Annotated in this window: 21 protein-coding genes and 2 pseudogenes; 13 read left to right on the top strand and 10 right to left on the bottom strand. The window is 48.5% G+C overall.

Annotated elements, in window-relative coordinates:
* Positions 1–32 precede the first annotated feature (32 nt).
* The 9 genes and pseudogenes from A3SI_RS01660 to coaE all read left to right on the top strand — a co-directional run bounded on the left by A3SI_RS01660 (position 33) and on the right by coaE (position 5195).
* Positions 33–1132 (top strand): annotated as a pseudogene (locus A3SI_RS01660) (Glu/Leu/Phe/Val dehydrogenase dimerization domain-containing protein).
* Between the two features lie 30 nt (positions 1133–1162).
* Positions 1163–1702: a hypothetical protein gene (locus A3SI_RS22020; protein ID WP_009053339.1), complete on the top strand. Its 540-nt coding sequence runs from the start codon at positions 1163–1165 to the stop codon at positions 1700–1702.
* Entirely contained in the window at positions 1699–1956 is a 258-nt protein-coding gene (locus A3SI_RS22015; RefSeq protein WP_083836417.1) for a hypothetical protein, read from the top strand. The genes A3SI_RS22020 and A3SI_RS22015 overlap by 4 nt, the downstream gene beginning before the upstream one ends.
* Positions 1957–1999: 43 nt before the next feature.
* Positions 2000–2416, top strand: a complete 417-nt coding sequence (nusB, locus tag A3SI_RS22010) for a transcription antitermination factor NusB (RefSeq protein WP_083836420.1) — start codon at positions 2000–2002, stop codon at positions 2414–2416.
* Between the two features lie 2 nt (positions 2417–2418).
* Positions 2419–2721 carry a YtxH domain-containing protein gene (locus tag A3SI_RS01650; protein WP_009053336.1) on the top strand — a complete coding sequence of 101 codons (303 nt, stop codon included), beginning with the start codon at positions 2419–2421 and terminating at the stop codon, positions 2719–2721.
* Positions 2722–2726: 5 nt separating this feature from the next.
* On the top strand, positions 2727–3281 hold the full coding sequence (locus A3SI_RS01645) for a DUF1573 domain-containing protein (protein ID WP_009053335.1): 555 nt from the start codon (positions 2727–2729) through the stop codon (positions 3279–3281).
* Positions 3282–3290: 9 nt separating this feature from the next.
* Complete coding sequence (gene yajC / locus A3SI_RS01640; RefSeq protein WP_009053334.1) at positions 3291–3599, top strand: preprotein translocase subunit YajC; 309 nt, start codon at positions 3291–3293, stop codon at positions 3597–3599.
* Positions 3600–3607: 8 nt separating this feature from the next.
* Positions 3608–4579, top strand: coding sequence for a YbbR-like domain-containing protein (locus A3SI_RS01635; protein ID WP_009053333.1), 972 nt, complete (start codon positions 3608–3610; stop codon positions 4577–4579).
* Positions 4572–5195: a dephospho-CoA kinase gene (gene coaE, locus A3SI_RS01630; RefSeq protein WP_009053332.1), complete on the top strand. Its 624-nt coding sequence runs from the start codon at positions 4572–4574 to the stop codon at positions 5193–5195. Before A3SI_RS01635 ends, coaE begins: the two co-directional genes overlap by 8 nt.
* Here the strand turns inward: coaE and A3SI_RS01625 are convergent.
* Both A3SI_RS01625 and A3SI_RS01620 read right to left on the bottom strand, forming a co-directional pair.
* Positions 5185–5427 carry a hypothetical protein gene (locus A3SI_RS01625; RefSeq protein WP_009053331.1) on the bottom strand — a complete coding sequence of 81 codons (243 nt, stop codon included), beginning with the start codon at positions 5425–5427 and terminating at the stop codon, positions 5185–5187. The two genes, coaE and A3SI_RS01625, sit on opposite strands and share 11 nt — an antisense overlap.
* Positions 5408–6409: a tetratricopeptide repeat protein gene (locus A3SI_RS01620; RefSeq protein ID WP_156810110.1), complete on the bottom strand. Its 1002-nt coding sequence runs from the start codon at positions 6407–6409 to the stop codon at positions 5408–5410. Before A3SI_RS01620 ends, A3SI_RS01625 begins: the two co-directional genes overlap by 20 nt.
* A 195-nt stretch (positions 6410–6604) precedes the next feature.
* On the opposite strand from A3SI_RS01620, the gene A3SI_RS01615 reads away from it, so the two are divergent.
* Positions 6605–7039, top strand: coding sequence for a C40 family peptidase (locus tag A3SI_RS01615; RefSeq protein ID WP_009053329.1), 435 nt, complete (start codon positions 6605–6607; stop codon positions 7037–7039).
* A 302-nt stretch (positions 7040–7341) separates the two neighbouring features.
* On the opposite strand, the gene A3SI_RS01610 is transcribed toward A3SI_RS01615, so the two are convergent.
* From A3SI_RS01610 to A3SI_RS01575, 8 genes and pseudogenes are all read right to left on the bottom strand, one after another.
* Positions 7342–7635 carry an HmuY family protein gene (locus A3SI_RS01610; RefSeq protein ID WP_394330342.1) on the bottom strand — a complete coding sequence of 98 codons (294 nt, stop codon included), beginning with the start codon at positions 7633–7635 and terminating at the stop codon, positions 7342–7344.
* Between the two features lie 11 nt (positions 7636–7646).
* On the bottom strand, positions 7647–8405 hold the full coding sequence (locus A3SI_RS01605; protein WP_083836416.1) for an HmuY family protein: 759 nt from the start codon (positions 8403–8405) through the stop codon (positions 7647–7649).
* An 11-nt stretch (positions 8406–8416) separates the two neighbouring features.
* Positions 8417–10711, bottom strand: coding sequence for a TonB-dependent receptor (locus A3SI_RS01600; protein WP_009053328.1), 2295 nt, complete (start codon positions 10709–10711; stop codon positions 8417–8419).
* Entirely contained in the window at positions 10704–11810 is a 1107-nt protein-coding gene (locus tag A3SI_RS01595; protein WP_009053327.1) for a hemin-degrading factor, read from the bottom strand. Before A3SI_RS01595 ends, A3SI_RS01600 begins: the two co-directional genes overlap by 8 nt.
* Before the next feature lie 6 nt (positions 11811–11816).
* Positions 11817–12614: a heme ABC transporter ATP-binding protein gene (locus tag A3SI_RS01590; RefSeq protein ID WP_009053326.1), complete on the bottom strand. Its 798-nt coding sequence runs from the start codon at positions 12612–12614 to the stop codon at positions 11817–11819.
* Positions 12614–13542: pseudogene (locus A3SI_RS01585) on the bottom strand (FecCD family ABC transporter permease). The gene A3SI_RS01590 and the pseudogene A3SI_RS01585 overlap by 1 nt, the downstream one beginning before the upstream one ends.
* A 133-nt stretch (positions 13543–13675) precedes the next feature.
* On the bottom strand, positions 13676–14545 hold the full coding sequence (locus A3SI_RS01580) for a heme/hemin ABC transporter substrate-binding protein (protein WP_009053323.1): 870 nt from the start codon (positions 14543–14545) through the stop codon (positions 13676–13678).
* 128 nt (positions 14546–14673) lie between these two features.
* Positions 14674–14910 (bottom strand): hypothetical protein, encoded by a 237-nt coding sequence (locus A3SI_RS01575; protein WP_156810109.1) that lies wholly within the window; start codon positions 14908–14910, stop codon positions 14674–14676.
* 84 nt (positions 14911–14994) lie between these two features.
* On the opposite strand from A3SI_RS01575, the gene atpD reads away from it, so the two are divergent.
* The 3 genes from atpD to rpsU all read left to right on the top strand — a co-directional run bounded on the left by atpD (position 14995) and on the right by rpsU (position 17273).
* Positions 14995–16497: a F0F1 ATP synthase subunit beta gene (gene atpD / locus A3SI_RS01570; RefSeq protein ID WP_009053321.1), complete on the top strand. Its 1503-nt coding sequence runs from the start codon at positions 14995–14997 to the stop codon at positions 16495–16497.
* Between the two features lie 9 nt (positions 16498–16506).
* Positions 16507–16755, top strand: a complete 249-nt coding sequence (atpC, locus tag A3SI_RS01565) for an ATP synthase F1 subunit epsilon (protein WP_009053320.1) — start codon at positions 16507–16509, stop codon at positions 16753–16755.
* A 323-nt stretch (positions 16756–17078) separates the two neighbouring features.
* Positions 17079–17273 (top strand): 30S ribosomal protein S21, encoded by a 195-nt coding sequence (gene rpsU, locus A3SI_RS01560; RefSeq protein ID WP_009053319.1) that lies wholly within the window; start codon positions 17079–17081, stop codon positions 17271–17273.
* The last annotated feature ends 81 nt before the right edge of the window (positions 17274–17354 follow it).

The raw sequence follows: 17354 nt of genomic DNA, 5'->3' as shown, positions 1-17354 counted from the left end.
AAATATAACACTTTAATAAGTACCAAGTTCACATGCTAGAGATTAATACCGTGGAAAACGTACAGCAGACTTCTGTTTATGGTCAAATAGAAGCGCTCGGACACGAGCAGTTAGTGATGTGCTATGATGCGCCTACAGGATTAAAGGCCATCATCGGCATCCATAATACCACTTTAGGCCCTGCATTAGGGGGTACGCGTATGTGGCCGTACGCTTCTGAGGAAGAGGCGATTACGGACGTTCTCCGCTTATCTCGTGGCATGACCTTTAAGGCCGCCATTTCTGGCTTAAATTTAGGTGGTGGCAAGGCGGTCATCATCGGTAATCCGGCGCAGAAAAACGAAGCCTTTTTACGTCGATTTGGCCGGTTCGTGGAGAGCCTTAGCGGCCGCTACATCACCGCGGAGGATGTGAACATGAAGACAAGTGACATGGAGTACATCGCCATGGAAACGCGCCATGTGACGGGTCTTCCGGAGACCGAGGGGGTGGTGGAGACCCTTCTCCAGTGACGGCCTACGGCACCTATTTGGGGATGAAAGCTGCCGCCAAAAAAGCATTTGGCAGCGACAGTCTGACCGATAAGCGCATCGTGGTGCAGGGTATCGGACAGGTAGGAAAGTACTTAGTAGAGCATCTGGTAAAGGAGCGTGCTCAAATTTTCATCACCGATATTTTCGAAGAAAAACTTCGTGAGGTAGCGAAAACGAGTGGGGCTACCGTCATTCCTGCAGACGCTGTGTATGACATGGACATGGATATCTATGCGCCCTGTGCCTTAGGGGCTACGGTGAATGACGACACCATCGACCGCTTAAAATGTGCAGTGATCGCAGGTGGCGCGAATAACCAGTTGAAGGATGAGCAGCGCCACGGGCAGCTTTTATTAGACAAGGGCATCATCTATGCACCTGACTTCCTGATTAATGCAGGTGGCCTTATCAATGTGGGCGCTGAGTATTTCGGTGGATATAATCGTGAGAATACCTATGCGCATGCAGAAAAAATTTACGATATTTGCAGTGCCATTCTAGACAAGTCGGCGAATGAGGGGATCCCTTCTCAGGAGGCGGCTATCGCGATGGCCATGGCACGTATCGAGGCTATCGGACGCGTGAAATTAGCATTCTAATTCCATCATTATATAAATAATCAGACGAGTATGGGGCGTGAGTCCCTGCTTGTCTCCCTTTTGGGGCGGCAGCCCTCCAAACGTTCTTTACTTTCAGACATGTTAAACAGGAGAATTCTACGCATAAAAGCGTTCCAAAACCTTTACGCTTATGAGCAGTGTAAGGGAGCTAACCTAGAAATCGCGAAGGATCAGATACGAACGGCATTTTTGCCTGATCTGAACAGCATGGAGTTTCAGGATAAAAAGCAGCTCAAATTAGACGCACAGACCTGTATAGAAGTTTTTACGAAGCATTTATCCAGCAAGCACCTGATTAGTCAGTCGGAGCTTTCGACGAAAATCAAGTCAGAAGCGATAAAGGCCATTCACACCTATCATGAGCTGAATAGAAAAGATCTCGATTTTTTAACCAGCAATATGGTCATCGCAGCGGAAAAAATTCCCCAGCTGTATCTGTACGCGATCGAGTTACTGGTGGCCTTCGGCAAACACGTGCAGGTGAGGAGCAGCGCAAGCAAAAGCGGCAGACGGGGATCCGAGAGGTGCATCCTGGGGCGCTTAATTTGAGTCGCAACCGTATTTTAGGCCAAATTCAGCGTGATGTGCTGTATCGCTCTGCGCTGACGCGCTTGGATGTAGATTTAGAGGAGATTTCATTAGATATCAAAGACTGGTTTCGAACTTATGTGAAGCCGGATGAAGCCTATCAAGCCTATATCGCCTTAGAGGAGACGGATGTGGAGAAAGATTTGGGGATTTTAGTAGCATTTGCTGAAGAAAATAGTTTTCAAAGCGGAGCCTATCATCGAGTTTTTAAGTAGTAAGGATTTACACTGGACGGAAAATAAGGCTGTCATTCGCAGTTTGGCATCAAAAGTGATTAAAAATGCTTCAGCGTCTGATTTAGCGGCGGACGGCTTGCTCCCTGAAATCGCGATGAACTGGGAGGAGGATAAGGAATTCTTCCAAAATATCGTTAACTTCACCATCGCAAACGAAGACAATCACCGTGATTTAATCGCTAAAAAGACGGAAAATTGGGATATCGAGCGGGTAGCCCTTACGGATAAAATTATTCTTTCGATGGCATTAACGGAGATGAAGCAGTTTCCGAGCATACCGACGAAGGTGAGTATTAACGAATACATCGACATATCGAAGCATTATAGCACGCCGAAGAGTAAGCAATTCGTAAATGGCCTGCTAGATGTTCTTTCAAAAGAATTAACTGAAGCCGGAGAAATACGTAAAAGCGGTAGAGGTTTACTAGACAATAGATAATTATGAGCAAAAACAGCACATCTTGGTTAGCATTTATAGCAGGTGCCGGTGTAGGCGCTGCCTTAGGGATTCTTTTTGCACCTGATAGTGGAAAGAATACGCGTGGGAAACTATCGTATCAGCTATCGAAGTACAAGGAGGAGTTAGAAGAGCTTATCGAAGATTTAAAGGAGGGCAAAAACCTTCCTGCAAATGAGGCCAAGTCGGAGGGAGATCGCGTGATTACTGAGGCGAAATCCAAAGCGGAAAATTTATTAAACGATGTGAATAAACTCATCGACCAAATCAATACAGATAAAAACTGATAACCATGAAGTACATCGTGAAAACCGGCTTGGCTATAGCGCTGGCCGGATTTGCCTTTGTCGCCTGCGACAGTAAAGGGAGCGAAAACGATCAAGCGAATAAGATAGCAGAATTAGAGCAGAAGTTAGCTCGTCTGGAGGCTACACAGTCACAGGCGGCCACTCCATCCAATGTGCAGCAGGTACAGCAGGTGGATCCCGCTAATCTGGGCGCCTTCCAGTTTTCTGAAATCGAGCATGATTTCGGAACGATTAACGAGGGACAGGTGGTGGAGCACACCTTTAAATTCGTAAATACCGGAGAATCTCCGCTGGTTATCAATAATATTACGGCTTCCTGTGGATGTACCACTCCTGAATACACCCGCGCTCCGATTAAGCCCGGAGATGAAGGTTTCGTGACCGTGAAGTTTAATTCTACGGCGAAGCCTGGGGCTCAAGCACCCACAGTGAGCATTCAAGCCAATACTAATCCATCTATCACAAGACTCCGACTGAAGGGCAATGTAACTCCAAGGGGAGGTGCTGCCAACAATCAGTTCGGACCTATCAAACGTTAATCGGTAAAGATGTTAACATTTCTTCTTTTACAGGCAGATACGAGTGCCATTATGGGCCAGGTATTCCTTTTCGGGGCGATTATCCTAATTATGTATTTCTTTATGATCCGTCCTCAGCAGCAAAAGCAAAAGGAAACGAAGAATTTTCTGGAAGCTGTGAAAAAGGGCGACCCTGTAGTCACAATCGGTGGCTTACACGGCAAGGTGCATAGCGTCGAAGCGGATACGCTTACCATAGAATTAGATCGTGGTCTAAAGGTAACGATCGAAAAGACAGCTGTTTCTTTAGATTACACAAAGAGAGCTACGGGTAAATAATTCGAGTTTTGAGCAAGATAAAAAAGGTCATCCGACGGGTTACGCCTAAAAATGTGGCCAATACTAAAGTGGCAGTGCTATGTTTAATAGCCGCTGCCACTTTTTGGGTTTTAAATGCTTTAAATAAAGACAACTACACCACGGTGGTGGACTACCCCATTTTGTTTTTATACAACCAGGAGGAGTTCATGCCGGTGAAAAAGCTTCCTTCCTCGATAAAAATCGAGGTAAATGGAAATGGCTGGGATTTATTTCGCAAGTATTTTCAGGTCAATCAGACCCCTTTTATTATCGAGCTATCAGACCCCTCGGCTAGAAACTTCATCTTGACAAGTGAAATTCGTAGAAACCTTTCCGAGAGTATTTCGCCTACGAGCTTAGTGTCTGCGGTACAGGATTCGATTCATTTTCAAATCGATCGTATCACGAAGGCGCGTGTAAAAATAGAGCTTGACCAAGGTGAAAACTTTTTGGCAAAAAATTATCGCCTTGATGGACAAATTAGCATTAGCCTGAGACTGATAGAAGTTCGAGGACCTACATCTATTTTAGAACAGCTAAACGGCACACTGCTTATCCGGATAAGTGAGGATAAGATCGCGCGAGATTATAACCGCATCATGCCCTTACTGATACCAGAGCCCTATCGTGAATTCCTGACCTTACTAGATGAATCGGTGCAGATTCGCTTTCAAGTGTACGAAATGCTGGAAGGCACCAAGCGTCTCAACTTAGAGCTGGCCAATTTCCCTGCAAATGCCTTTCTGGTGCAGGAGCCTCGCTATGTGATGCTAAGTTATAAGGTAGATGAAAGGCGCTTGGAGGACTTAAACAGTACGGCTTTAGAGGCTGTAGTCAATTACAATGCACGGGATCGCTCAGACAGCACTGTTCAGGTGGAGCTGAATCCCAAGATAAACTTTTTAGAAGACATCCAACTGGAGCCTGCACAGCTCCGCATCCGCTACAGAAATGAATAAGCGAGCGCTTTTAGTGGGTATTACAGGAGGTATCGGCGCGGGAAAGTCCATCGTTGCTCGGATTTTCACGCTTTTAGGCGTACCCTTTTATGCAGCAGACGACCGTGCGAAAGTGCTGATGCAGACGGACGAGGCGCTTCGGGAAGGCATACAGGCTGCCTTTGGCCGGGAGGCCTATACGAGCGCAGGAGAGCTAAATCGAGCCTACTTAGCTGCTACAGTTTTTCATGATGAAGCAGCGACGAAGCGCCTAAACGGACTCGTGCACCCAGCTGTGGGACGAGATTTTAGCGCCTGGAGTGAAGCCCACCAGGCACATCCCTATGTGCTTAAGGAAGCCGCACTGCTGGTAGAATCGGGATCTTATAAGGAGCTGGATAGCCTGATCCTCGTCAAATCGCCCTTAGTGGTACGCATAAATCGCATCTTGGCACGCGACCCACAGCGGGACCTGAAGCAGATTAATGCCATCATCGATCGTCAGCTTCCCGATGAAGAAAAAGCCCGTTTCGCTGAGTTTATCATCAAAAACACCGATCAGAAAGCACTGATCCCACAAGTTTTAACGGTAGATGCGCAGCTCCGAAAGAAAGCTGCCGAGCGTATTAGTCTTTAAGCTGGATTTGATCGAGGTAAAAATTCATCCGCGAATGGTTTTCGTTTAGAAAGTCGATCTTATCGATTTTATCGGCTTTGTGATTATAAAAAACCTCGATATACTGCTGATCTAACAGATACAGATTCACCTTATGCGTGTAGTAGCGGATACCCACGATAAAGGTACCTTCTGCGTAGAGAAGTTTAATTTTTTGATGGATGCTTAAGGCATTAAATTCCGCTCTGCTCATGTTCTTCTAAGTCCGCTAATGCTTTTTCGGACGCAATATACCCAAAAGCTGCCCAATATCCAGTGGACAACACGCGTTTAAAAACGTTTCTTGCCGCTTCAGGTTGCCCTTCCCGCATGTAATAGCGTCCGAGTCCGTAGCCCTGCGTCACAAAACCCAAGCGGGCCTCTTGCGTATCGGGATTTTGCTGGAGGTCCAGTAGGGCTTCTGGCTCTAGCTGCCCGCTATAAAGCTTCAAGCGCTGGAAATAAGCATCATTTTCGATGATTACAGCATTTTCTAAATCGAATGAGCGAAGTAAGTCTTCTGCCTCTTCGGCAAAACCAAGGCGATGTAAAGTCATGTAATACCAGTCTAGGGTAGCCACGATGGAGTCATCATTTTCGCAGACCTCTAGGCAGCGCTGATAGGCCTGCCGGGCGCTTTCGAAGTCGCCAACTAAGTAATGTGCCAATCCTAAATGGTACCAGACATTAAACTGCAAGGTCGAAAGCGGGATATTTTGTGCATTAGGCAAACCATCTTCTTCCACCTGAAGCGGCATCCCTTCCATGTACTGCGCCGCAAGGGAAAAATCACGAATGGCTGCGTCCAGCTCTCGCAAACTGATATAGCGATGTCCACGGTGACGCAAGACTTCAGGATCACGCGGGTGCTTGTCCAAAAGTGCGGAATAGACCGCTATGGCCTCTCGGTGCAGGCCGAGATAGGCAAGGCGCCGTCCCACCCAGATTCCCTCTCCTACTTCCTGTGTATCCTCAAAAGCCGCTAGTGCTTCTTGGAGTCGCTTCGTTTCGGCAGCCTGCCGCTCCGGCGAAAAATCGGTAAAAAGAGAATCTCCTAAAAAGCCGACCCCTTGTCCATACTTGCCTGCATCAGGCAGTGTGAAGGCTGTGTTTTCTTGTTTTTCCGAACTGGTGGTACAGCCGATAACGAAGAGCAAGGCAAAAGCCAAGAAGAGGGGCATGGAGCTGGTTTTCATGTGCTTACTGGATTTAAAAGAAGGAAAATACAGCTAATTCTAAGGATTTCCGAGCCCGCAGCTACTTTTTCCACTAACGGTTCTTTGTAGCGATAGCTTATCGCTTAGTAAAAACAAGAAAATTCCTGTAAATTCGAGTATTAAAGTGCGAAAAAACATGAGAAGAAATTTGCTCACCCCACTCCTATTAGGTGTATGTTGGCTGATTTTAGGCAGCTCCTGTGCCAGCGTGAAGCAGGTGCGGGAAGCCAGGTAGACCAGGTTTTGCGCACGGCGCAAAGTTACCGCGGCACCCCTTACCGCTATGGAGGGACGGGCCGCGAAGGGATAGACTGCTCGGCTTTAGTCTACAACAGTTTTTCAAGTGTGCAACTGCTGCTGCCGCGGACTTCTGCGGAACAGAGTCTGATCGGAAAGAAGGTGGGCAAGCGGAAGCTTCAGGAAGGTGATGTTTTGTTTTTTTCTACGGGTAAGAATCGTCGGGAGATTAATCATGCAGGCATCGTGAGCCGTCGAGAGGGAAAAGACATTGTATTCATTCATGCATCCACGAGTAAGGGGGTGATGGAAGATTCCTTGGATAAGAGCTACTGGAGGAAAACCTATCGGCATGGGCGGCGGATATTTTAGCTGCGCTCGCGCAAAAGCTACCCTCCGTTCCGGAAACCCGAATGATGGGAGGTGGCTTCGGTGGATGTTTCACTTCCTTTACTTTACCCCTCCAGGTCTACGCGGTCAGCTTAGTAGATGGAGCTTCTAAAGACATATCTAATATCTAACACCACTAGCTAGGCAATAATAGGCTACTTCCCAAATCGGAAGAGGCCATGAAGAGAGAAAAAACCCAGAAGCCAAGCGAATCACTTGCTTCTGGGTTCTGATATCACCCGTAATTTTGCCGCGAGGCAAAAAGCTAGACTAAAAAATGCAAATTACTCGGCTGCCTGGACCAGGGTGTATTCGAATGAAGGACGACCACGCTCACCATTTCGTGTCAGAGATACCCAGCGCAACTTATAATGGTTCCCCTGAGCGTCTCTCACGATAAAATAACGATCGTCGAGCATGGAGGGAGCCTGATTAGGACCTCCACCACCACGCCAGCTGGCGCCCATCGCTAAACGATTATCGGTATTCAAGCTTAGGCCCATTAAATCAGATGCAGCAAAGTCTTCGTATGCGATGTCTGCCTCCATGACCATGGCGATACCGACCTCACTCTGAATGTTATGGAGAACTAAATCCTGAAAGAAGTAGGCGATAACACCATTCTCCCCGGCAGGAACCTAATCTCATTCGTACCCGCAGTCCAGACAAAATCCCATTTCTTACGCGCAGGCTCCACCTGTACCACAGCATCTGCAGTAAAGGAAAAATAGTTCATGTGCGTATCTGAGCCCTTCGCGATGACTGCACTGCGCTCGGTTCCACCCACCTCCTTGTACGTCAACTTATAGGCATTGGACTCGCGATCTACACGAAGGAGCACCCAGGGACGCTCAGCAGCACCACTTTCTCCTCGGCTATAAATATATACTTGATTTTCCGCCATATTCGCCGAAACGGGCTGAATGGCTGTCCCATTTACCCAAGGGTTATTCGGATCGTCCACATAACGGCGGCTCACCATGTTGTTAAAGTCGAGCACCAGCTTGCCTTCCGTGCGGAGCATCTCCATCGTTTCCGCCTCCACTTCTTCGAAGGTTTGCTTGCCCGTAGGATAGGCCATCGCTCCTGTAGTACCATTAATAAGCACCTCGAAGCCGGAGCCATTCGTGAAGCTTAGATCCCAGCTCTCCCGGGGGACAGCCACCTGCTCCTCTTCACTTAAATTCACGAAAACCATGTTAGGGAAACTCGCCCCACCTCCATTAATTTCGATAAAACCCTCTTCTGCAGTGGGCTCCACCGCTACTACTGGATTATTATCTTCGCTACAGGACACACTGAGTACGCCTGCCATCATGACAGAAAGTACAATCGGTAAATACTTCATACGATACTTGCTTATTTTTTATTGAATTGATAAGTTATTCCTAAGAAATAGGATCGGCCATAGCCCATCGGGCGCTCCGGTCCACCTCCATGCGCACCGCCGTTTTGGGCGGTACTGTTGATGCGCCCGATATCCATCATGTTTCGGACACCTGTGGTTAGCATCAGATGCTCACCGATCGGCTTGGTAAGCGTCAGATCCATCCAGTGAAAGCCTTCCAGTAAAATCTCCCGAAACTCTGGGTTCTCAGCTGTGCTATCCACCGTCTGCTCGAAACCTGGCAGGGCGCCATTATACTTGTAAAAAACATTTAGCCCCAGATCCCATACAGGCAGCTGCACCATTAAATTCGCCGTCACCTCATTTGCCCATACGAAATTCGGTAGCGTTAGTCCTTCCACCCCTTGACCGATGCGGTTAAAACGACCGATACGGGAGTACCCTACATTTCCACTCACCACACCCCGACTGAAACTCTGGGTAAAGAGCCAGCCCGTAGTCCGAAAGCGCTCTACATTAAACAGGGTCGTGATGCGGACATCTCGTGGATCTACACCGAAGGCGATTTGATTCCGCACATCGTTATAAAAGAAACTCAGGTTAGAGGTACTTTTCAGCCCGAAGAACTGATAATTTTGATACTGTAAGGAACCGTTAAAAGCATCCGAAATCTCTGCCTGCAGATCTGGATTCCCACGAATACTGTGACTGGCGTCAAAGAAATCGAAGTACATTTCCCGAATGGAAGGAGCCCGGAACCCTTTGGCGTACGCCAAACGTAGATCTAAGCCTTCCTTCAAAATAAATTTCGTGTTAAGTGAGGGAATGAATGGAGGTGGGCTGAAGGCCGTATTATAGGCACTGCGGATACCCGGACGGATTTTTATGCGCGGCGTCGGGCTCCACTCAGCAGATAAAAAGGCTGCATAATCGCCGATCCCCTCATTTTCTGAAATCCGATCCCCGACACCATCTTCCACATTAATGTCGATACCCGGCTGGATATTCAACTTATCATTCACCTGCCAGCTCCCTAGCATGCGCCAAGTCAGACCATTATACAAGAGGCGCGCCTGAGCACCCGGTGCCTGCGAAGGAAAACGCTCCCCTGTACGGACATTGGTGACAGTTACCTCTGTATCGCGCGTGAAATGCGTATAGGCCCCTTGCCAAGAGAGTTTAAAGCGTCCAGGTAAATTCAGCGCACCATTTAAACGGTGCATCTGTCGATTTGTGATGAAGTTTTGATCGATCCACTCCAGACGACTTTCCGGCCCAGGAGAGAAAATGTCCTCCCACATATAGTCTATGTGGTAGTCTAAGGTGAGAATGCCTTTCGTATAGTTCAGGCCCGCGTTCGCGAAAAACTGTTCACGCGGCAACCAGTCAAACTGACGGCCTTCGATATCACCCTGCCAGCCACCAAAGCTATTCGATGATATCCCGGCATTAAATCCCACTGCACCGAAACGGCCAGCACCGCTGATACTGCGAATATGATTTCCTCGGCCAGCGAAAGGTTGATACTCCGCGCCCACAGTTTCCTCCTGAAGGCGTGCGGAAAGCGTCCATTGGTTTTGCTGCAAGCTACCCGAACCCGCCTTGGTAATGATGTTAATCACACCCGCTAAAGCATCCGCACCATAAATGACCGACATGGGCCCCTCCACGATTTCGATCCGCTCGATCTGATTGATATCGATTTGGTTAATGTTGATCTCATTCGACACCCCCTGACGGCCCACCATCGGCACACCGTCGATGAGAATCTTAACATTTTGACCCGAAAGACCGTTGAGCTCCAAGTTACTCGCACCTAAGGCATTATCCTGAGAAAAACGGATTCCTAATTCCGTGTTGAGCACCTCCTGCATGTTTCCAGCCGCACGCTTTTGAATGACCGCCTTATCGATGCTGCGCACCTGATAAACGGACTGCCGCGCTGACTGGGCCTCGAAATTCCCTGTGACGACCACTTCTTCTAAGTCGGAAATACGCTCTTTCAGTAAAATTTCTACAAATTCACGGGTGCCATCTAAACGTACTTTAAGCGGTTCGAAGCCTGCTGCAGATACCTCCACACGGGCAGCCGCCTGCTCTAATAAAATCTCCGCTTCCCCATATTCATTCGTCACCACGCCACCGCCGGACTCCAGCCGTATCGTAGCGAAGGGTATTCCCGCTCCCTTCTGATCCTTCACCTGCACTTTCATCAGCCCCTCAGCGGCAGCCACCTGTAGCGATAGAAAAACCAAATGGAATGTGAAAACCCATACACTGATTTTATTTAGATTAAATCTACACATAAGTCTCAAGAAAAGCGGGTGAAAGCCACCCGCTCTTTTCCACAACATTAAACCAAGCTATCAATAATTTCTTTCCACGTCTGGTTTTGAGCCAGACCCGCTTACGTAAGCCAAAAAACTGAGCGATCATCTCTCCAGCAGCGTCAAAAAGCTCCACAGAAGAAACCAAACCATCTGTGGTTTGCTTATGCACCACCCACGCAGAAGCCACCTGCTCCTCATTTAGGTGCATGTTGAAATCCGGATCCATAACATTCAGCCAAGTGCCGAACTGTTTGATATTCTTTACCTTCCCTTGATGAATTTGAATATTCCCTCTGTTGCCGGCGAAAATCATAATCGGCAGCTGCTTTTCTGAAGCCACATGTAAAATCGTGCGCACTGCCTCCAGGCGGTCCACAGGATAAGCCCAAGGCTTGCCGATCAGTTTTAAAGCTTCTAAGCGATGCACATTAAACGTCTTCAGCATACCGAAGAAATCATGGGTATCTTTCATATTTTCCCATGCCAACCGGAAGGCTGTCACGTCGATCTCCTCCGCATAAACGGGAGTTGGATAAGCGGCTAGCGCAAAGTCAGCTTCCTGCTCTTCTGCCTCATACTTGCGAACGAATTCATCGAAAGCGTCTAAATTAGACTTCGTCTGCATAAACACTTTGAGCACCGCTTGTCCTTCACCATCAAAGTACTGCAAGCTGCGCATCACGCCGCGCGGGCTGTCCTGCACCACGGCAAAACCATATTTCCAACCTGAAAGAAAAACACGCTGCTCGATAGGGCCGATAACCGTAGCCACCACCTGAGGCATGGCGCCATGCAAAGAGATTTTTTGGAAAGGACCTTTGTGCTCGAGCACGCAGCCTTCATTGCGCGTGAGCGCCATCACCCTACCCAAGGCAGGAAACTGCTTTAACTGCTCATCGAAGGCAGCGTTTAATCGGGTCACGCCTTCACCTAACTGGGTCACTAACAGCTCCAATTCCGATACACCCAGCTGTGTCGCGGCGTCTCGAATGCGCAGCTGAGGCGATGCTGCTTTTAATTCCGCCCAAGCCTGCTTTAATGCCTCCATTTTAGGGGCTTTGATCGTCGTTTCCATAGTATCTTATGCTAAATTTTTATTCCAATTTGTGACCGGGTGCGGTACGCTGTGCACAGAGAGCATCCCAAAGTCTTGGCGCCTCACCTCGATAGGATGATCGAAGAGATTCGCGAGACGTGCATTCGTCATCATTTCCGCTGTACTTCCTTGTCCCTGAAGTTCACCCGCTTTTAGAAGCACGACCTCATCTGCATAGTTAGCCGCTAGACTCAGGTCATGTAAAATCGCGATCACGGCGATGTTACGCTGACGTAAGCGCTTCAGCAGGTGTAAGACATGGTGCTGCTGCGCGATGTCCATGGAAGAAATCGGCTCATCCAGCAGCAGATAGCGTGGAAAAGGTTGGGGATCCCAAAGCTGGGTTAATACGCGTGCCAGCTGCACCCGCTGCCGCTCACCCCCTGACAGTTGATTGTAAAATTTATCGCGAAGATGCAGCACTTGACAAGCTTCCATCGCTTCTTCTACTCGCTCCTGACCGCTGCGGCTATCCCCCGCTAGCAGGCCCAGTTCGACCACTTCCTGCGCCCGAAAGGGAAAGGTAAGCGTGCTATGCTGCGGCATAACCGCACGTACACGGGCCAGCGCCTTAGGCTTCAACCCACGCAGCGGCTGAGCATTATATAAGACCTCCCCTTTGGCGCAAGCCTGATCACCAGACAGTAGCCCAAAGAGTGTGGACTTTCCAGCGCCATTCGGGCCTAAAATCACTGAAAATTTGCCCGGTGTAAACCGAAGATTCACCTGATGAACGATGGTTCTCCCTCCTAAACGTGCACTTATCCCTTTCGCTTCTAACATTATCTGGTACGTTTAACTTGCATGATTAAATAGATAAAAAACGGTGCCCCAAGCAGTGCGGTAATGATACCGATGGGCAGTTCCGCCGGCGCCACCAAGGTTCTGGCGAGCAGATCCGCAAGGGTAAGCAGAAAGGCACCCAGTAAGAAGGAACCCCCTAACACCAAGCGATGATCCGCCCCCTGCCACATGCGAATGAGATGCGGCACGATTAGCCCCACGAAGCCGATGGTACCGGTGAAGGCGACTGCGGTTCCGACGATAAGGCGCTGCAGAGCAGCAAAATCCCCTTCACGCGCTGCACATCTATCCCCATGTGAAAGGCTTCCTGCTCCCCGATCGCCAAAGCATTTAAGGCCCGATACTGACTGATGATCAGAACTAGCGCGGGAACCATAAAAAGGAAGGCCAATTGAAACTTATCCCAGTTGGCACCCCCTACATCTCCGAGGCTCCAGAAGGTAAAATTGCGCAGCGCCGCATCGTCTGCATAATAGATGACGAGCCCAATCAGTGCTCCCGCCAGCGCATTTAGCGCTACCCCGGCTAGGATCAGCAGCGAGATATCGGTTTTCCCCCCCAAGCTTCCCAAGCGATAGACCAGGAAGGTGACCAAAAGGCCGCCGGAAAAGGCTGCCAAGGGGAGCAAAAATCGGATAGGAACAACTGCCACTAGCGGAATAAGCGGGCCGAATACAATCAAGATAACGGCGAACAGGGCGGATCCTGCGCTCACCCCGATGAGGCCGGGCTCCACGAGCGGATTACGGAAGAGGCCCTGAAGCGCCGCCCCAGCCAAGCCAAGCCCACCCCCCACAAGTGCCGCTAAAAGCACCCTTGGAAGGCGTAGATGCACTAAAACATGTAAATCTTGCGCCCTAAAGGCAGCATGCTCGATGCCTATTCCATGTAAAAACACGGCCCACATGCGCTCCGCATCCAGTACATACGCCCCACGCGTCATGCTAAAAAGAAGCATGCACAGTAGCGCGAAGCCGAGCACACTGAAAAAGCGTGCCGCTTGGGTAGATTTCGAATCGGTAGCGCGGAGTGTTTTCATCTCAATTCATAGGGTAAGTCGCACGGGCAAGTTCCAAGGCAGCCTGAGCCACACGGGGTCCAAAGCCCGACAGGTAGTGCCCGTCGAAGGCCAATACATTTCCAGAGGTATAGGCGCGCAAGTTTTCCATCCCGCGGATTTGGCGCAAGCCCTCCTGCCCACCCATGGCCTGCATGCCTGAGTCGAACAAAAGAATATAATCCGGGTCGATTTCCAGCAGTGCCTCAGGGGTCAGGGGAACAAAATCCTGGAAACCTAATGCGGCTGGCTCTGCCCCTGCCATACGAATAATATTTTCCGCAAAAGTTTCCTTTCCAGCGATAAATACTGTTTCTGGACCCCGAGCCATGATAAATAGCACGCGTGGGGTAGTTTCTTTTTCCTGCTCATTCAGGTAGGCGTAGAGTGTCTTTTCCTCTTCTTTTATGCGACTCAGCAGGGACTCCGCACGCTCCGGGACATCCAGAAAAGCCCCTATTTCAGCGATTACGGCATAGGTTTCTTCGATATGCTTTGGCTTAGGAAAAAAGGCCAACTTAACCCCTGTAGCCTCCAGCTGGGAAACAACATCATCGGTCAGATACCCTTCCTCTGCTAGGAGCATATCCGCCCCGAGGGCGAGAATTCCCTCTGCTTTAATCTGATTTCGGTAGCCGATGCTTGGAAGCGCTTGCATCTCTTTCGGGTAGGTAGACGTGATGTCTGTCGCGATAATATGCTCCCCATAGCCCAGCGCGTGAACGATTTCCGTCACCGTTCCCCCTGCTGTAATCAGCTTTCCGATCAGTTTTTCCTCCCCTTGCTGTTCTGTAGGTTGGTTTTGGCCGCAGGCCAAAAGGAACGCCAGGCACAAGATCCAAAGTCTGCTCATTTATTTAGATTTAATTTTAATAACACAAAGATGGCGTGTCTTTAGATTAAATCCAAATAAGTATTAATTGAAAAAATCTATTGGATTCCAGAAGCTATCGAAGCTATAAATAGCACATTTAATGCTAGTTACATATAAAAAATATTACGTAAAAGCCGCAACCAAAACCCTCTACCTACGTTTACGCGCACACTCATGCTGCTAAAGTCCACGGGAAAAGTAATGCCTAAGAAAACAGGGACACGGTGAAAAGGTCCGATAAAGGCAAGAAGTAGTATAAAATTTTTCCAAAAGTCGCCTTTTGTATAGCTAATGACCAAGTTAGTGCCCCAGTTTAGAAACAATTCCGCATTTATTACGGGCATATCCTTTCGCATTAAGCTTTTATAATTAATTTTGCATGCGAGTTTAAAAAACACGTCATTCCTTTTTTACATCAATACATTAAAATGGCAAATATTGGTAAGATAACGCAGGTAATTGGTCCAGTGGTGGACATCTCCTTTGAAGGGGGGAAATTACCTAACATCCTGGACGCCCTCGAGGTAGTAAAGGAGAACGGTCAAAAAGTGGTTTTGGAAGTGCAGCAGCACTTAGGTGAGGACCGCGTGAGAACGATCGCGATGGACTCTTCTGAGGGTATGGTGCGCGGCATGGAGGCGAAGGATTTAGAAGGCCCTATTTCTGTTCCTACCGGTGAAGGTATCAAAGGACGTCTCTTTAATGTAGTAGGAGAGGCGATCGATGGCCTTCCTCAAGTAGAAAACACCAAGCGCTTACCAATTCACCGCTCTGCGCCATTATTCGAAGACCTGTCTACTTCTACCGAGGTATTATATACAGGTATTAAGGTAATCGACCTCATCGAGCCTTATGCCAAAGGGGGTAAAATCGGTTTGTTCGGTGGTGCCGGTGTAGGAAAGACGGTATTGATTCAGGAACTTATTAATAACATCGCAAAAGCATACTCCGGTTTATCTGTATTCGCAGGGGTAGGTGAACGTACACGTGAAGGAAATGACCTACTTCGCGAGATGATCGAATCAGGCATCGTAACCTACGGTGATGACTTCGTTCACAGTCTCGAAAACGAGGGTGGTTGGGATCTTTCTAAAGTGGATCTAAAGAAATTAGAAGAGTCTAAGGCGACTTTCGTGTTCGGTCAGATGAACGAGCCTCCTGGGGCCCGTGCACGTGTGGCGTTAACAGGTCTTACACTTGCGGAATATTACCGTGATGGTGAAGGAGATGGTCAAGGGAAAGATATCCTTTTCTTCATCGATAACATCTTCCGCTTCACGCAGGCAGGTTCTGAGGTATCCGCCCTTCTTGGCCGTATGCCTTCAGCGGTAGGGTATCAGCCGACGCTAGCCACGGAAATGGGAGCGATGCAAGAGCGTATTACCTCTACGAAAAATGGATCCATTACTTCTGTACAGGCCGTTTACGTACCTGCGGATGACTTAACCGATCCAGCGCCTGCGACTACTTTCGCACACTTGGATGCTACTACTGTACTATCACGTAAAATCGCCGAGCTAGGTATCTACCCAGCTGTGGATCCTCTAGATTCTACTTCCCGAATTCTTTCTCCAGATATCCTTGGAGAAGAGCATTACGGATGTGCACAGCGTGTGAAAGAAATCTTACAGCGTTATAAAGAACTTCAGGATATCATCGCCATCCTCGGTATGGAAGAATTATCCGAAGAAGATAAGTTAGTCGTACACCGCGCGCGTCGTGTACAGCGTTTCCTTTCTCAGCCTTTCCACGTAGCGGAGCAGTTTACAGGCCTTAAAGGAGTTCTCGTAGACATTAAAGACACCATCAAAGGATTTAACATGATCATGGATGGTGAGTTAGATCACCTCCCTGAAGCAGCCTTTAACCTCGTAGGTAGCATCGAAGATGCCATCGCGAAAGGTGAAAAAATGCTTGCTGAAGTAAAATAAGGAATCCGCATGATGCAACTTGAAATCGTAACACCTGATAAGAAAATCTTCGAAGGTCAAGTAACAGAAGCTACTTTCCCCGGAGCGAACGGTTCCTTTCAGGTTCTTCAAAACCACGCAGCTATCGTTTCCGCACTAGCGAAAGGGGTAGTCGCTTACAGTGGCCCTGCGGGCAAAGCCAGCATGGTCGTAGACGGTGGTGTGGTAGAAGTGAAAGACAATAAAATCGTTCTACTCGTAGAAAAAGTGCTTTCCTAATCGCTTATCACTTCCTGAAGTAGAGCGATTAACCGTTACCAAAACACATACAGTATGCAAGCGCGTAAGCAAAAGGGATCTTTTGACTTACGCGCTTTTTTTTACGGCGATCCCCCCTCCCTTCACATAATCCCAAAAAGGCAAGCCCACTTTAGACAAGCCCGCTCTAAAACTTGGCTAATGCCCCATCCGCACGGTTCTGGACATACCCCACAGGTAGCAAGATCACCCGAAACCAAGAGGATAAGCACATATTCCTTGGATTACTTTGGGAGAATGAATCCTTTTCACTACCTTTGCAAGCTGAAAGGAGGTGTATACATATGATCGTAGTAAACGTAAAAGAAAACGAGTCTATCGAGAAAGCGCTGAAGCGTTTTAAAAAGAAGTTCGACAGAACAGGTGCTATTAGAGAACTAAGAGCGCGTCAGCATTTTGTGAAACCTTCTGTAAAAAGAAGAGATCAAGTCATCAAAGCGGCTTACAAGCAGCGTCTTCAAACCGAAGCAGGCCAGTAAGTTTTTCTATAAGACGAACACCGACGCACGATTCCGGAAATCCTCCAGAGTCGTGCGTTTCTTTTTTCCCCTATCCCCCTC

This window comes from Nitritalea halalkaliphila LW7 (assembly GCF_000265075.1).
GTDB lineage: Bacteria > Bacteroidota > Bacteroidia > Cytophagales > Cyclobacteriaceae > Nitritalea > Nitritalea halalkaliphila.
Note: the sequence above shows the minus strand (reverse complement) of the source record. Positions and strands in the feature narration are given on the sequence as shown.

Coding starts and splice junctions, on each gene's coding strand:
- A3SI_RS22020 (WP_009053339.1), top strand. CDS start 1,163: ATGGGGCGTGAGTCCCTGCTTGTCTCCCTTTTGGGGCGGCAGCCCTCC.
- A3SI_RS01650 (WP_009053336.1), top strand. CDS start 2,419: ATGAGCAAAAACAGCACATCTTGGTTAGCATTTATAGCAGGTGCCGGT.
- A3SI_RS01645 (WP_009053335.1), top strand. CDS start 2,727: ATGAAGTACATCGTGAAAACCGGCTTGGCTATAGCGCTGGCCGGATTT.
- yajC (WP_009053334.1), top strand. CDS start 3,291: ATGTTAACATTTCTTCTTTTACAGGCAGATACGAGTGCCATTATGGGC.
- coaE (WP_009053332.1), top strand. CDS start 4,572: ATGAATAAGCGAGCGCTTTTAGTGGGTATTACAGGAGGTATCGGCGCG.
- A3SI_RS01625 (WP_009053331.1), bottom strand. CDS start 5,427: ATGAGCAGAGCGGAATTTAATGCCTTAAGCATCCATCAAAAAATTAAA.
- A3SI_RS01620 (WP_156810110.1), bottom strand. CDS start 6,409: ATGAAAACCAGCTCCATGCCCCTCTTCTTGGCTTTTGCCTTGCTCTTC.
- A3SI_RS01615 (WP_009053329.1), top strand. CDS start 6,605: ATGTTGGCTGATTTTAGGCAGCTCCTGTGCCAGCGTGAAGCAGGTGCG.
- A3SI_RS01605 (WP_083836416.1), bottom strand. CDS start 8,405: ATGAAGTATTTACCGATTGTACTTTCTGTCATGATGGCAGGCGTACTC.
- A3SI_RS01600 (WP_009053328.1), bottom strand. CDS start 10,711: ATGTGTAGATTTAATCTAAATAAAATCAGTGTATGGGTTTTCACATTC.
- A3SI_RS01595 (WP_009053327.1), bottom strand. CDS start 11,810: ATGGAAACGACGATCAAAGCCCCTAAAATGGAGGCATTAAAGCAGGCT.
- A3SI_RS01590 (WP_009053326.1), bottom strand. CDS start 12,614: ATGTTAGAAGCGAAAGGGATAAGTGCACGTTTAGGAGGGAGAACCATC.
- A3SI_RS01580 (WP_009053323.1), bottom strand. CDS start 14,545: ATGAGCAGACTTTGGATCTTGTGCCTGGCGTTCCTTTTGGCCTGCGGC.
- A3SI_RS01575 (WP_156810109.1), bottom strand. CDS start 14,910: ATGCCCGTAATAAATGCGGAATTGTTTCTAAACTGGGGCACTAACTTG.
- atpD (WP_009053321.1), top strand. CDS start 14,995: ATGGCAAATATTGGTAAGATAACGCAGGTAATTGGTCCAGTGGTGGAC.
- atpC (WP_009053320.1), top strand. CDS start 16,507: ATGATGCAACTTGAAATCGTAACACCTGATAAGAAAATCTTCGAAGGT.
- rpsU (WP_009053319.1), top strand. CDS start 17,079: ATGATCGTAGTAAACGTAAAAGAAAACGAGTCTATCGAGAAAGCGCTG.